The sequence below is a fragment of the Methylobacterium sp. genome, from assembly GCF_019745455.1.
Taxonomy (GTDB): domain Bacteria; phylum Pseudomonadota; class Alphaproteobacteria; order Rhizobiales; family Beijerinckiaceae; genus Methylobacterium.
This window is the reverse complement of sequence record NZ_JAIETD010000024.1, coordinates 1-14,100: the sequence shown is the minus strand read 5'-3', so window position 1 is coordinate 14,100 and position 14,100 is coordinate 1. Positions and strand designations below refer to the sequence as shown.

Genomic DNA, 14,100 nt, shown 5'->3' with positions numbered 1-14,100 from the left:
CGGTCAGCGTAGGTCGGGGAAGGCGGCAATGTCCTCGGGCGTGCCGATGGGGCCGGCATCGACTCCGGGGACGATCCGTTTGACGAGGCCGGTCAGCACCTTTCCGGCCCCCAGTTCATGGAAGCTGTCGACACCGGCTGCGGCCATGGCAAGGATGCACTCGCGCCAACGGACCGTGCCGGTCACTTGCGAAACCAGCGCTTCCCGAATCGTTTCCGGATCCGTCACCGGCGCGGCGAGCACGTTGGCGTAGACCGGTACGACAGGCGCCAGGAGCGTTACGGCGGAGAGGGCTTCGCGCATCGCTCCCGCGGCCGGCCCCATCATCGAGCAATGGAACGGCGCAGAGACGTTAAGCATCACCGCCCGCTTGATCCCGCGACCCTGCGCGATCGCCACCGCTCGTTCCACGGCGGCACGGGCGCCCGAGAGCACGACCTGCCCGGCGCCGTTGTCGTTCGCCACCTCGCAGACATCTTCGCCCGCCGCTTCCGCGGCGATGCTGCCCGCACTTTCTGCGTCGGGACCGAGCAGAGCCGCCATCGCGCCCTGTCCCGGCGAGACTGCCCGCTGCATGGCCTCGCCGCGAAGTCTCAGGAGACGCGCGGCATCGGCGATGGAGAACGTGCCTGCTGCCGCAAGGGCGGTGTATTCGCCGAGCGAATGGCCGGCGACGCAGGCGACGTCACGCTTGAGCTCGAGGCCGCGCTCGGCCTCGAGCACGCGCAGCACGGCGATGCTGGCGGCCATCAGTGCGGGCTGGGCATTCTGTGTCAGGGTCAGCTCGTCGCCCGGTCCCTCGAACATCAGACGCGACAGATTCTGTCCCAGTGCCGCATCGACCTCATCGAAGACATGCCGGGCCTGCGGGAAAGCTTCTGCCAAAGTGCGGCCCATGCCGACCGCCTGGCTACCCTGGCCCGGAAAGATGCATGCGCGCGCCATCGGTCCTCGTCGTCGTGCCGGCCCGCTCCTGGCTTGTCTCCTCGATGGCCGTTACTCCGGGGAGGGCGGCGCAGTCGCATCGCGTGCTACATGTGTCAACATGGCACCGCTAAACCGGTTGCGCGGGTACAGAGGTCGTTCGTCAGTTTGAGGTCCTTCTTGTTGCTGGGCGTCAAGCGGTGTATGAGCCCGCCTCAATCCCAGAACACCCGACTTCAGGAAGGAGCCGCCCGGCATGGCTCGCGTCACCGTTGAAGATTGCATCGACAAGGTCGAGAACCGGTTTGAGCTGGTCCTCCTCGCCAGCCACCGGGCCCGGCTCCTCGCCGCAGGCGCTCCGCTGACGATCGATCGCGACCGCGACAAGAACCCGGTCTGCGCGCTCCGCGAGATCGGCGATGCCACCATCACTGCCGACGATCTCAAGGAACAGCTCATCCACTCGATGCAGAAATACGTCGAGGTGGACGAGCCCGAGGCCGAGACCGTGCCGCTGCTGTCGAGCTCGCCGGCCGCCGCATCGGTCGCGCCCCAATCGTCCAGCGACGACAGCGCCGTGCAGTTCGACCGCATGAGCGAGGAAGATCTGCTGCGTGGCCTCGAGAATCTCGCACCACCGACCGAGACGGAGGAAGAGGCCGAATAGGTCTGCTTCCACCGCAATACGCGAACAACCCGGCCCTGGCGCCGGGTTTTTCGTATCCGGCATCGAGAAATCATCCCTCCGCGACGCAATCGTGGCTGGCGTGCCGAGCGCCGATGCGGGACACTTCGGTCGTAGGCGATCCCTAGCAGGGAAGGTGAACGCGGCGGATGATGCGCCAGTATGAGCTTGTCGAGAGGGTCAGGCGCTACAACCCGGCGACTGACGAGGCCCTGCTCAACCGCGCCTACGTCTATGCCATGCGGGCGCACGGGACTCAGAAGCGCGCGTCGGGCGATCCGTTCTTCGCCCATCCCCTCGAAGTCGCCGCGATCCTGACCGACCTCAGGCTCGACGACGCCACCATCGTGGCGGCGGTGCTGCACGACACCGTCGAAGATACCGCGGCCACTCTTGACGAGATCCGCTCCATCTTCAGTCCCGAGATCGGCGCTCTTGTGGACGGATTGACCAAGCTCAAGCGTCTCGATCTCGTCTCGAAGCGAGCGGCTCAGGGCGAGAATTTCCGCAAGCTGCTCCTCGCCGTCGCCGCCGATGTCCGCGTGCTGCTCGTGAAGCTCGCTGACCGTCTGCACAACATGCGCACCCTCCACCACATGCCGGCCGAGAAGCGGGTTCGTATCGCCGAGGAGACGCTCGACATCTACGCGCCGCTCTCCGGCCGGATGGGCATGCAGGAGCTCCGCGACGAACTCGAGGACTTGGCCTTCCGCAACCTCAAGCCGGACATCTACGCCACCATCACCCAGCGCCTTTCTGACCTCTCGGCACGATCGGAGCGCCTCGTCGACAGTATCGAGCGGGACTTAAGTGCGAAGCTCGAAGCGCGCGGCATCCGGGCAGAGGTGACCGGGCGGCAGAAGCGGCCATTCTCGATCTGGTCTAAGATGGAACGCAAGTCGATCGCCTTCGAGCAGCTCTCCGACATCTTCGGCTTCCGCATCGTCGTGGAGCGCCTGGAGGATTGCTACGCGGCCCTTGGTGTCGTCCATACGAGCTGGCCGATGGTCCCCGGACGCTACAAGGACTACGTCTCGACGCCGAAGCAGAACGACTACCGCTCCATTCACACCACGGTGATCGGCCCCAAGAGCCAGCGCGTCGAGCTTCAGATCCGCACCGCCGCCATGGACGAGATCGCCGAGTACGGCATCGCCGCCCACGCCCATTACAAGGAGGCGGGCGGGAAGGACGAGGTCGGCATCCATCCCCGCCTCGCCACGGAGAGCGGCGCCTATCAGTGGCTTCGACGGACGATCGAGCTGCTCGCCGAGGGCGATAGCCCGGAGGAGTTCCTGGAGCACACCAAGCTCGAACTCTTCCAGGACCAAGTCTTCTGCTTCACGCCCAAGGGCCGCCTGATCGCCCTGCCGCGGGGGGCGACGCCAATCGATTTCGCCTACGCGGTCCACACCGATGTCGGCAACTCGGCGGTTGGCGCAAAGATCAACGGTCGGATGGCGCCGTTGCTCTACGAACTCGCCAACGGCGACGAGGTCGAGATTGCGCGCTCCGACGGTCAGTCGCCGCCTGCAGCCTGGGAATCCCTCGTCGTTACCGGCAAGGCCCGCTCGGCGATCCGGCGGGCCACGCGCTCTGCGGTGCGTCGCCAATATGCCGGGCTCGGCCGACAGATCCTCGACCGAGCCTTCGAAAGGGCAGGTAGGAGCTTCACGGAAGACAAGCTGCGCGGCGCGCTGCCTCGCCTGGCACGGATCTCCACCGAGGACGTCTTCGCCGCCGTGGGGCGCGGCGAGATGTTCTCTGGCGACGTCGTCAAGGCGGTCTATCCGGACTTCAAGGAGGAGCGGCGGACGGGTGCGCCGTCGTTGCAGCAGCCCCCTGTCGAGGGCGCTGGGCGTCTCACTCTGGCCAAGGACCAGACGATGCGTCTCACCTTTCCGGACTCGGCGGCCGCGAACGTCACCCATTCCGAAGCGATCCCGATCCGGGGACTCGACAGCGATCTCGCTGTCACGTTCGCTCCGAACGGCGGCGCGGTGCCCGGCGACCGGATCGTCGGCATCCTTACGCCCGGCGTCGGCGTCACGATCTACCCGATCCAATCGGTGGCGCTGGCAGCCTTCGACAACGAGCCCGAGCGCTGGCTCGATGTCCGCTGGGACGTCGAGGCAGGGGGAGGGGAACGCTTTCCAGCCAAGATCGCCCTGCAATCGATCAACGAGCCTGGCGTGCTGGCGCAGATCGCCCAGGTCATCGCCGACCATGACGGCAACATCGACAACGTCTCGATGAAGCGCCGCACCCAGGATTTCACCGATATCATGATCGATTTGTCAGTGTGGGACCTGAAGCACCTCACCGCCATCATCGCCGAGTTGCGCGGTAAACGGGCGGTGAGCAAAGTCGACCGGATCAACGGCTGAGGGCTCTGCCTTGCCTGACGGTGCCCCCGCTGCCAAAAGCGACCGCCTGATGCCGCGGAGCCGCGACCCATGACACCCGAGGACGTTCTCGCCGAGTTCCGTGATGCCGGTGCGCTGCTTGAGGGGCATTTCATCCTCAGTTCCGGACTGCATTCGGGCGTGTTCCTGCAAAAAATGGCGATCTTTTCCGACCCGGTCCGCACCGAGCGTCTCTGCAGTGTTCTGGCCCGCACCATTACGGCAACCTTCGGTCCCGTCGACATCGTCGTCTCGCCGGCCATCGGCGGGATCGTGCCGGGATACGAGACCGCCCGTCATCTCGGAGCCAAGGCAATCTTCGTCGAGCGCGAGCCGGGCGGCCCGTTCGTCCTGAGGCGGGGCTTCAGCATTCCCCTCGGCAAGCGGGCCGTGATCGTCGAAGACATCGTCACCACAGGGCTTTCGGCTCGCGAATGCCTGGCGTCTCTCGCAGGCGAGGCGGGTGATGTGGTAGGAGCCGCCTGCCTCATCGACCGCTCCGGTGGCCGTGGGGATATCGGCCTGCCTTTGGCGAGCCTCGTGACACTCGACATCCCCGCCTATCCCGCCGACGCCCTGCCGCCTGAGCTCGCTGCGCTTCCGGCGGTGAAGCCGGGGAGCCGTACGACGGCGCGACTGTGATTGGCGAAAACCGCCATTCCCCTGCTACGGTAGTTCGATGTGGCGTCGACATGAAGCGACAGGCCGTCGATTAAGAACAACCTAAAGTGAAGAAGAGGATGGGCGGATTCAATACTTGTCTAACCATTGACAATTTCATATCAGCCTGATAGCTTATGCTAAGTCGTAATATTTCGAATTAAATGTTTGCTCAGGCGCAGGCCTCTGACCGGCCGCACGCAACACAGTACGATCCCAAGACCAAAACTGAGCGTTGGGCGCGTGGATATTTATCCAAAGCGTGACGCATTGATGAATGTTATTTCCTAGCAGCTCGAATGTTGCGTGAAAATCCCAGCAAAAGCAGGCCATTAATGTCAGCACAACAGCGTAGCGCGCTTTTTATTGACGGCGCCAATCTTTACGCAGCGTCAAAGACACTCGGTTTTGACATCGACTATAAGCGTCTGCTTAAAGAATTTCAGAGCCGTGATAACCTAATAAGGGCTTTCTACTACACCGCGATGATCGAGGATCAAGAATATTCTTCGATCCGGCCGCTGGTCGACTGGCTCGATTACAACGGCTATCGCGTGGTGACGAAACCTGCAAAGGAATTTACCGACTCGTCTGGTCGCCGCAAGATCAAGGGCAACATGGACATCGAGCTCGCGATCGATGCGCTCGAACTCGCGCCCTACATCGATCACATGGTTCTGTTCTCCGGCGACGGTGATTTCCGGTCCCTGGTCGAAGCCATGCAGCGGCGGGGCGTCAAGGTCACGGTGGTTTCGACCATCCAGACTCAGCCCGCCATGGTTTCCGACGAGTTGCGCCGCCAAGCCGATGAATTCGTCGATCTCGTCCAGCTTATTTCCAAGGTCGGTCGCGACCCCGGAGAACGAGGAATCCGCAACGACAATCGCGCGCGCGACCCGCAGGAGCGCGCGCCGGTGCGTCCTAGCCCGGCCCTCGAGAGCCGCTACGGCATCCGGCAGGGTGACGATCCTGCCGGCGATTGATGCCGTTCAGGCCTGCTCGAGCCAGCCGAGCACCTCGTCGGCGCTGCGATCCGGCGGGAAGACCGGATAGAACACCCTGGTCACGCGACCCTCGTCGATGACCAGGGTCAGCCGTCTGATGAGACGCTGACCCGCAGCCTCGAAGATCGGCAGCCGAATCGCCGTCGCCAGGGCAAGATGCGGGTCCGCCAAGAGCGTGAACGGCAGATGCAGCCGCGTCGCGGCCTCCTGCTGATAGGCGCTTGTCTGAGTGGACAACCCATGCACCTGCGCGACACCCTTGGCGATCAGTTCGGCATGGCGATCGCGGAACGCGCAGGATTGCGGCGTGCAACCGCGGGCACCCGGAATGACATCCCAGTCAGGCACGAGATTCGGCTGACCCGGCTCGCCGGTACGTGGAAAGGCATAGACGACGGTACGGCCCTTGAGTTTGGCGAGGGAGACGCGGCCGCCATCGGTGGAGGCAAGCGACACGTCCGGCAGAACCATGCCTTCGAGGTGGCGGGCTGCACCGTCGTCGAGGGGAGCAGGCAGGTCGTCGGGCAGGCTGCCGTAATCGGTTTTCATGGCCGTATCCTGATCGATCTGTGCTCGCGCGAGAATTGAGGAGAGGGCCGGAGTCCCGCTCTATCCCCGCTCGTGCGATATGCTGCCCCGCTGGACGAGTGCAGTCCACCCGAGGTTCTTCAGAATGCGTCGTCTCGTCCTCTCCTGTCTTCTGCTCGCAACTGCGACGGTCCCTGCCGCCGCCGATTTTCCGTGCGACGAGCTCTGGGCCGAGCGGAACGCGACGTACAAGGATGCCGGATACTGCTTCAAGACACAGCGGGCGATCCGCGCTTTCGGGAATGCCGGTTGCCGCTACGACGACATCGCGGACGTTCCGTTATCCGCCAAGCAGAGGTCCGACATCGCCGACATCCAGCGGCAGGAGCGGAGCCACAACTGCCCGAAGTAAAACGTCGGACTTCGGGGATTCCTATCCGCGGTCGCGCAGGATACGGGCGCGATCGCGGTCCCAATCGCGTTGCTTGGAGGTCTCACGCTTGTCGTGGAGCTTCTTACCTCGCCCGAGACCGAGCTCGATCTTTGCCCGGCCCTGGTCGTTGAAATAGATCTTCAACGGTACGACGGTGTAGCCCTCACGCTGCGTCGCGCCGATGAGCTTGTCGATCTGCCGGCGATGCAGCAACAGCCTGCGCGGACGCTTCGGCTCGTGATTGAAGCGGTTGGCTTCGAGATATTCGGGAATGTAGGCGTTGAACAGCATGAGGTCGTCGCCCGACGGCCCGGCATAGGCCTCGCCGATCGTCGCCTTGCCTTTGCGCAGGGATTTCACCTCGGTGCCGGTGAGAGCGATACCCGCCTCCAGCACGTCGGAGATCTCGTAATGGTAGCGCGCCGCGCGGTTGTCCGCGACGATGCGCCGGGAAAGTTCGGGTTTGGGAGTCATCTCGATGCCGGTTGGGCCGGGTGCGCGGTGCCACCGGTCGGTCTAATATGGTTTGCCGATGAAGATTCTGCGAGGCGGCTATGCCTTGGTCAGGCCCGCATGGCGCAGGGCCGCGTCGACGATCCGCTTCGTCGGCTCGCTCACCGTCAGGAGCGGCAACCGCACCTCGTCGCTCATCAGGCCGAGCCGCGACAGGGCGTACTTCACGGGAGACGGGTTCGATTCGGCGAACAGCCCCATGTGCAGCGGCAGCAATACGTCCTGGAGCTGAAGCGCTTTGGCGTAGTCGCCGGAGAGCGTCGCCTCCTGGAACGTCGCCGAGAGGCGCGGAGCCACGTTCGACACCACCGAAATGCAGCCGACGCCGCCGTGCGCATTGAATCCGAGCGCCGTCGCATCTTCGCCAGAAAGCTGGATGAAGTCTTCACCCATCGCCTGACGTTGGAGGCTGACCCGGTCTAGCTTGGCCGTCGCGTCCTTCACTCCGGCGATGTTCTTGAGCTCGTAGAGGCGCGCCATCGTCTCGACGCTCATGTCCACGACGGAACGAGCGGGAATATTGTAGATGATCACCGGAATGCCGATGGCATCGTTGACGGCCTTGAAATGCGCGTAGAGCCCGTCCTGCGTCGGCTTGTTGTAGTAGGGCGTCACGACGAGGACCGCGTCGGCGCCGACGGACTCCGCGTGTCGCGCCCGCGCGACCGCCTCCGCCGTCGAGTTCGAGCCGGCGCCCGCGATCACCGGAACCCGGCCAGCCGCCTCGGCGACGCAGGCCTCGACCACGCGGTCATGCTCGGCATGGCTGAGGGTCGGGCTCTCGCCTGTCGTGCCGGTAGGCACGAGACCGTGGATTCCCTGGTCGATCTGCCAGTTCACGAAGGCCCGGAACGTCGTCTCGTCGAAGGTCCCGTCCTTGAACGGCGTGGCGAGGGCCGTCATGGCGCCCTTCAGGCGTCGGCGTGCGGTGTCGGTCATCCTGGCGTTCCCAGCCGTCGATTGTCGTCGCAACCGGGATTGCGGCTGCGGCACCGCTGTCGCGGCCGGGCAGACATAGGCCGTCGGCCCTGCCTTCGCAAACGCTTCGGCAACGAGGTTGACGCTTCCTTAACGGGCCAGGCGTCAGCTTGTCTCTCGGTCGTTCTCAAGGCCCGTTTCCACAGGGGGTTCGACGCATCATGACGGTCTCGATCACCTCACGGCGCTGTCTTCCCGCCTTGGCCTTGGGCGCGACGCTGATCGCACCCCTCGGCCTGGCGCAAGGCAACGAGGCCGTTCCGGCCAGCGACGCCGCGGCTCCCTCCGCCCAGCTCGCCGATGCCATAGCGGTGACCGACCCCGTCTCGGCCGATGCCGTCAAGGTGGAGGTCGCGACGCCTGAGGTTCTGGCCAAGCCCGTCGCGGCCAAGGCGAACACCGCGACGGCCTACGCATCGGCGGATGCCGACGCCCCGATCGCGTTTCCCCTTCCGGATGCCGCCGTCACGCCAGCCGCACCCGTTCCGGAACTGCCCGACCCGTCACGACTCGCGCGCTCCGGCGACACCGATGTCGAGGCGCTTCGCCAAGCGATCGACGCTTACCGCAAGGGTCGCGTCGGCGACGGTGATCGCCTCAGAGACGGTTTCAGGGATCCTGCGGCGAAGGCTTTGCTCGAATGGGTCGCTATCCGCGCCGGCGCGGGAATCGGCTTCGAGCGCACCGTGGCTTTCACCCGCGCGAATCCCGATTGGCCGGCCGGCCCGCTGCTTCGCCGACGCGCCGAGGAGGCGCTGCTCACCGAGAAGAAGAGCCCAGCGGTGGTGCGTGCCTTCTTCGCCTCGGCAAAGCCGGCGAGCGCGCCCGGCAAGTTCGCGCTCGCCCTCGCCTTTCGAAACGACGCCCTGAACGATGACGCGGCGGCGCTGGTACGCGACCTCTGGCGCTCCGACAGCTTCGGCAAGACTCTTGAGGCCCGTATCCTCGACGCTTTTCCAGGGGTCTTGACCCGGATCGATCACCGTTTCCGGATGGAGCGCTCTCTCCTGAAGGAAGACTGGGAGCAGGCCGCGCGTGCCGCCGGCTATGCGGGATCGTCCTACGTTACGCTGGTGCGCGCACGTCGTGCGGTCGAGGATAAGAGCTCGGGTGCAGGAGGTGCGCTCGCTGCTGTTCCGCCCGCTCTGCGCAGCGATTCCTCATACCTGTTTTCGCGGGCGCAGTTCCTGCGCCGAGCCGACAAGGCGGCGGAGGCCGCGTCCGTGCTCGCTTCCGCTCCAACGAATCCGGACGTTCTGGCCGATGGCGACGAGTGGTGGGTCGAGCGCCGGATCGTCGCGCGCAAGCTCATGGACCTCGGCGATGCGACGACCGCCTATCAGGTCGCGAGCGGCCATAGCGCCCGCACCGTCGAGAAGCGGATCGAGGCCGAGTTCCACGCCGGATGGATCGCCCTGCGCTTCTCGAACGACGCGGCTAATGCTGCCAAACACTTCGCCGCAGCAGCGACGATCGCCGAAACGCCGATCTCACAGGCACGGGCCGCCTATTGGCAGGGTCGTGCGGCCGAAGCCCTTGGGGGTCTCGACGGCGCCAAGCCGTTCTATCAGCGCGCCGCCCTGCAGCCGATCGCCTATTACGGACAGCTCGCCCGTGCAAAGCTCGGCGAGGCGAGCCTGCCGCTTCGCAGCGTCGTGCCCCTCGACAGCGCCGCCCGCGCCGCCTTCGACGATCGCCTGTGCATCAGGGCGCTTCGGCTCCTGGAAGCCGCGTCTCTGAAAGACCTTGCGCTCCCGCTCTATATCGACGCCGCGAGCCGCCTCACCGATCCGGCGGAGCTCACCGCTTTGGGAGATCTCGCCGTCGAGACGCGAGACTCGCGGGCCCTGGTGGCGATCGGCAAGCTCGCGGTTCAGCGCGGCCTTCCGCTCGACGCCCATGCTTACCCGACGATCGGCATCCCGGCCTACGAGGCCTCGGCAGCAGTGCCCCTCGTCGAGAAGGCGATGGTCTTTGCCATCGCCCGGCAGGAAAGCCAGTTCGATCCGCGCGCGCAATCGAGCGTCGGCGCTCGTGGGCTGATGCAGATGATGCCGGCGACCGCTCAGCGGACGGCGAAGCGGGTCAGCGCACCCTACGATCAGGACCGCCTCACCAGCGATCCGGCCTACAACGCCCGCCTCGGACACGCCCATCTCGGCGAACTGATGGAGGATTGGCGCGGCTCCTACATCCTTGCCTTCGCTTCCTACAATGCGGGCGGCGGCAACGTGAAGAAGTGGATCGATGCCTATGGCGATCCGCGCAAGAGCGGCGTTGATCCGATCGACTGGGTCGAGCGCATCCCCTTCACCGAGACTCGAAACTACGTCCAGCGGGTGATGGAGAATCTGCAGGTCTATCGTAATCGTCTGGACGGGCGCAGCGCGCTCCTGATCGAAGGCGACTTCCAGCGCGGTGCCCGCTGAAGCCTCAGGCGCTTCGGTCCGACAGCCGGCGCAGCGAGGCCCCGATCAGACACCCGACGAGATAGCCGTCGAGGCAGATCGCGGCGATCTCGATCCAGAAGCCGGGCCGGCCCGCCACTGGCCCGCCGACGGCGAGCGCCGTGAGCGTAACGGCGAGTCCGACCGGAATGACGGCTGCGACGAGATATCGGCGCTCGGGCAAACCGCTCCAGGCTCCGACAAGGCCGCCGAGGCCTAGCGAGGCGGCAAACGCCGGCCAGAAGATGGCGAAGAGCAGGCTCATGGCGACCATCTTCCCATGCGGCGGCGTTCAAGACGCGGCCGCTTCGTACAAGCACTCACGACCCGAGACCCAGGCCGATACCCTGCGCTGTGGATCGGGGTGACCCGGAGGCGGTCACCGCGGTCTCGGAGACGCCTGCCGTGAGGAGATAGTCCACGATCGCTTGAGAGCGCTGGCGAGGCAAGTCAGGCTCGGGCGGAGCGGGCGTCGCCTGAGCCTGAGTCGGCGGATTCTTCGATTTGTCCGCAGGAGCTTTCCCTGTCGCTGCCTTCGCGGGAGGAGCCTTCACGGGAGGAGCCTTCATGGGAGGTGCCTTGGCCGCCGTGGACTTCTCATGGACCTCTTTCTCCTGAGCCGCCTTGTCGGGCGCCGGTGTCGCTGTCTCGGGCCTAGCCGCGCCGGTGTCGGGAGCGGTAGGCTTCGGGTTTGGTGGGTCGCCGTGGCCTGCAACGACGATCCTCAGATCCGGGCAGGTTTTCGCAAGTGCCGCGACGGCATCGAGCACAGGATAGAACTCGCCAGGCAAAGCCGCGCTGCCGGCCGTGAAGCGGAGCGCCCTGTCCTGGACGGTCTGGCCGAACAGGGTTCGGCAGCTCTGCGGATCGGTGAGGACCGGGCCGTCCGGCGCCTGAATCGCAGCTTCCGCCGACCAGCCGACCGGTACCTTTCGCGGCAGATCGCGGGCCAAACGGTTGGCGCTCTCACGGTAGAGGCTCTCGCCCGTGACTTGCAGGCTTCGATCCGTAACGGCGGCCTGGCCTTTGGCCAGAAGGGAGAGTGCGGTCACGCCGGCATCGACTGCAACCGGAAGGTCGGAGGGCGCTCCCTGAGCGAGGCGCAATTTGTCCACGATCCGCTCGCGGAAGAATCGTGGCCGAATGGCTGCGAGGATCCGATCGCGCATGGCGTCGTCCGGCACATGGCCGCTCACCGTCACGCTGTCCGCGTCGCGCCGGACCAGAACGCGGTAGGGACGCAGCGGCCGCGTCGTCAGAGCGACCGGCCCTCCCTCGATCCCGACAGGCCGCTTCGTCCGCATGAGCGTCTCGACCTCGCTGATCGCTTGCCCATCGATGGCAACACCCGCGACCGTCAGACGACCCTCGGCGAAACTCACCGAACCATCCTGCAGCAGGGCGGCAAGGTCGAAGGCGAAGCCCGTCAGCGCGGCCGGATCTATGGCAGCGGTCAGGCCCCGTGCGGTCTGCATCCGATCATCGACCGGCATCCCGTTGGCGACGTCGTTCGCTCGCGCCAACAGGGTCTGCCTCACGGCCTCGGATACGACGTTGCCCGTCAGGGCGATACCGGCGGCACCGCGCTCGACCGAGAAGCGAAAGTCGTCGGTGCGCGGCGGCAGAATGTCGACGGTGCCGAGACTGAAGCCCTCGGGCGGCTTCGCCAGAGCGAGGCGCAATGCGTCGTAGGAGGCGATGCTCGCCGCCTCGCCCCTGAATGACAGCATGGTATCGGTCAGCGTTACGACGCTGCCGGGCGTCAGAGCGCCGAGTTGTTCGACAGCATAGGCGGATGCAGCCGAGAATTCCGGCGGTGCCCCACGAGCAGAGACCGCCTCGTCCTTGAGGGTCGTCTCCGGCGGCAGGTCCGGGGCAAGGCGGGCGGCGAGCGCTAACGGCCCGAGCTCGGCGGGCCTGTTCCCCGAAAGGTCGATCCGGTCGGGCGCGGCGCGCGTGGCTTTCCAGACGAAGGGCGATGCTTCCTCGACGAGGCCCAGCGGGCCGACGACGTGTCGAAGCCCGGGCAGGCGCTGCAGGCGCGCCAAGGCCTCGTCGCGAAGCGCGGGATTCGGCGCTTCGCCCTTGACGACAACGTCGCGTCCCCGCGTCGCCGCCTGGAGCCAGGGCTCGGCCCCATCTTCGGTTGCTGTCGCAACGCGATCGACGTCGCCCCTCAGCCGCCTTTCGAGACTCGGCAGGCCGAACTGGCCAGCCGTGCCAACGATAGCTGCCAGGATGGGAAGTCCAGTAAGCCATCCGAAGCGTCGAAAGGCGGCTAGACGCGACGATGCGGAGGCCAAGCTCTTTCCTCGATAATCGTCAAGAGGCGGTACGGCATGCCGCCGCGAGAGTTCTCAACCGATCGAGACGGCAAGATGAAGGCCTGTCCTCACCAAAAGTTCCGATTAGGCAGCTAAATCGGCGATCGCGCGAGAAAACTGGTCAGTTGGTCGGCTCTCCGGCTGCGACCTTGGCTGTCCAATCGTCAAAGGCCACAACGCGCTGGCGCTGAAGTCCCAGACCCTCGATGCCAAGGCTGACGATATCGCCACTCTTCAGATACCGGGGTGGCTTTCTGGCAAGGCCGACACCCGGCGGGGTGCCAGTGGTGATGACGTCACCCGGCTCCAGTATCATGAAATGCGACAGGTAGGCGACGATCTGTGCGACGTCGAAGATCATCGTGCCGGTCGAGCCCGTCTGCATTCTCTCCCCGTTGACGTCGAGATGCATCGCGAGATCCTTGAGACCCGGCACCTCGTCGAGGGTGACCAGCCAGGGCCCTAGCGGGCCGAAGGTCGGGCACCCCTTGCCCTTCGTCCAGGTACCGCCTCTTTCCATCTGAAATTCGCGTTCCGACACATCGTTACAGACGCAGACGCCTGCCACGTAACCGAGAGCCTCGTTTGCGTGGACGTATGAGGCGGTTGTTCCGATCACGACGGCAAGTTCGACCTCCCAGTCGGTCTTGGCCGAGCCCTTGGGCAGGATGAGGTCGTCCTCCGGCCCACAGATGCAGGATGGCGCCTTGTTGAAGACGATCGGCTCCGGCGGGATCGCCGCCCCGGTTTCTGCCGCGTGATCGGCGAAGTTCAATCCGATCGCGACGAAATTGCGGGTCGCCCCGACACAGGGTCCGAGACGTGTGCCCGCGGGTATCACCGGGAGCGAAGCCGGATCCAGCGCCCGAAGTCGATCGAGGGACGCCTTTGCCAGTGCCGGTCCTGAAATATCGCGCACGATCGCAGACAGGTCGCGAATCGAACCGGCTGAATCGATTAGACCGGGCTTCTCCAGGCCCCTGTCTCCATGACGGACCAGCTTCATCCCGTTGTCCTCCGTTTACGCCCCGATAACCAAATCGTGCGTCGGCAGACGATGGCAAGTCCGGCGCCTGTCTACCGCAACGCAACCTGTTGCATGAAACACACGGCACTCCGACAAGGTGCCAAATAGGGCGGAAATCTGTCGGCAACATGCATCATCGTGCAGAATGTTCAGATGTGAACCAATCTTTAAA

13 protein-coding genes are annotated in these 14,100 nt (G+C 65.2%); 6 read left to right on the top strand and 7 right to left on the bottom strand.

Annotated elements, in window-relative coordinates; genetic code table 11:
• Positions 1 to 3 precede the first annotated feature (3 nt).
• A complete protein-coding gene (fabD, locus tag K2Y56_RS04045) occupies positions 4 to 945 on the bottom strand; it encodes an ACP S-malonyltransferase (protein ID WP_292505373.1) in 942 nt (313 codons plus the stop codon).
• 235 nt (positions 946 to 1,180) lie between these two features.
• Here fabD and rpoZ point away from each other — a divergent pair, with 235 nt between their 5' ends.
• The 4 genes from rpoZ (at position 1,181) to K2Y56_RS04025 (ending at position 5,657) form a co-directional block, all read left to right on the top strand.
• Positions 1,181 to 1,591: a DNA-directed RNA polymerase subunit omega gene (gene rpoZ / locus K2Y56_RS04040; protein WP_292505370.1), complete on the top strand. Its 411-nt coding sequence runs from the start codon at positions 1,181 to 1,183 to the stop codon at positions 1,589 to 1,591.
• Between the two features lie 167 nt (positions 1,592 to 1,758).
• The gene (locus K2Y56_RS04035; protein ID WP_292505367.1) at positions 1,759 to 3,996 is read left to right on the top strand and encodes a bifunctional (p)ppGpp synthetase/guanosine-3',5'-bis(diphosphate) 3'-pyrophosphohydrolase; all 2,238 of its coding nucleotides are present in this window, start codon (positions 1,759 to 1,761) and stop codon (positions 3,994 to 3,996) included.
• Positions 3,997 to 4,065: 69 nt separating this feature from the next.
• On the top strand, positions 4,066 to 4,656 hold the full coding sequence (gene pyrE, locus K2Y56_RS04030) for an orotate phosphoribosyltransferase (RefSeq protein ID WP_292505365.1): 591 nt from the start codon (positions 4,066 to 4,068) through the stop codon (positions 4,654 to 4,656).
• A gap of 353 nt (positions 4,657 to 5,009) precedes the next feature.
• The gene (locus tag K2Y56_RS04025) at positions 5,010 to 5,657 is read left to right on the top strand and encodes an NYN domain-containing protein (protein ID WP_292505362.1); all 648 of its coding nucleotides are present in this window, start codon (positions 5,010 to 5,012) and stop codon (positions 5,655 to 5,657) included.
• A 6-nt stretch (positions 5,658 to 5,663) separates the two neighbouring features.
• On the opposite strand, the gene K2Y56_RS04020 is transcribed toward K2Y56_RS04025, so the two are convergent.
• On the bottom strand, positions 5,664 to 6,227 hold the full coding sequence (locus K2Y56_RS04020; protein ID WP_292505360.1) for a peroxiredoxin: 564 nt from the start codon (positions 6,225 to 6,227) through the stop codon (positions 5,664 to 5,666).
• 124 nt (positions 6,228 to 6,351) lie between these two features.
• Here K2Y56_RS04020 and K2Y56_RS04015 point away from each other — a divergent pair, with 124 nt between their 5' ends.
• Positions 6,352 to 6,618: a YARHG domain-containing protein gene (locus K2Y56_RS04015; protein ID WP_292505356.1), complete on the top strand. Its 267-nt coding sequence runs from the start codon at positions 6,352 to 6,354 to the stop codon at positions 6,616 to 6,618.
• Between the two features lie 21 nt (positions 6,619 to 6,639).
• On the opposite strand, the gene smpB is transcribed toward K2Y56_RS04015, so the two are convergent.
• Positions 6,640 to 7,113: an SsrA-binding protein SmpB gene (gene smpB, locus K2Y56_RS04010; protein WP_292505354.1), complete on the bottom strand. Its 474-nt coding sequence runs from the start codon at positions 7,111 to 7,113 to the stop codon at positions 6,640 to 6,642.
• A gap of 78 nt (positions 7,114 to 7,191) precedes the next feature.
• Complete coding sequence (dapA, locus tag K2Y56_RS04005) at positions 7,192 to 8,091, bottom strand: 4-hydroxy-tetrahydrodipicolinate synthase (protein WP_292505351.1); 900 nt, start codon at positions 8,089 to 8,091, stop codon at positions 7,192 to 7,194.
• Between the two features lie 200 nt (positions 8,092 to 8,291).
• Between dapA and K2Y56_RS04000 the strand changes: the two genes are divergently transcribed.
• Positions 8,292 to 10,559: a lytic transglycosylase domain-containing protein gene (locus K2Y56_RS04000; RefSeq protein WP_292505348.1), complete on the top strand. Its 2,268-nt coding sequence runs from the start codon at positions 8,292 to 8,294 to the stop codon at positions 10,557 to 10,559.
• 4 nt (positions 10,560 to 10,563) lie between these two features.
• On the opposite strand, the gene K2Y56_RS03995 is transcribed toward K2Y56_RS04000, so the two are convergent.
• The 3 genes from K2Y56_RS03995 to K2Y56_RS03985 form a co-directional block, all read right to left on the bottom strand.
• Positions 10,564 to 10,842 (bottom strand): hypothetical protein, encoded by a 279-nt coding sequence (locus K2Y56_RS03995; protein WP_292505346.1) that lies wholly within the window; start codon positions 10,840 to 10,842, stop codon positions 10,564 to 10,566.
• A 55-nt stretch (positions 10,843 to 10,897) separates the two neighbouring features.
• A complete protein-coding gene (locus K2Y56_RS03990; protein WP_292505343.1) occupies positions 10,898 to 12,880 on the bottom strand; it encodes a hypothetical protein in 1,983 nt (660 codons plus the stop codon).
• Between the two features lie 142 nt (positions 12,881 to 13,022).
• Complete coding sequence (locus tag K2Y56_RS03985; RefSeq protein ID WP_292505341.1) at positions 13,023 to 13,907, bottom strand: fumarylacetoacetate hydrolase family protein; 885 nt, start codon at positions 13,905 to 13,907, stop codon at positions 13,023 to 13,025.
• Between the last annotated feature and the right edge of the window lie 193 nt (positions 13,908 to 14,100).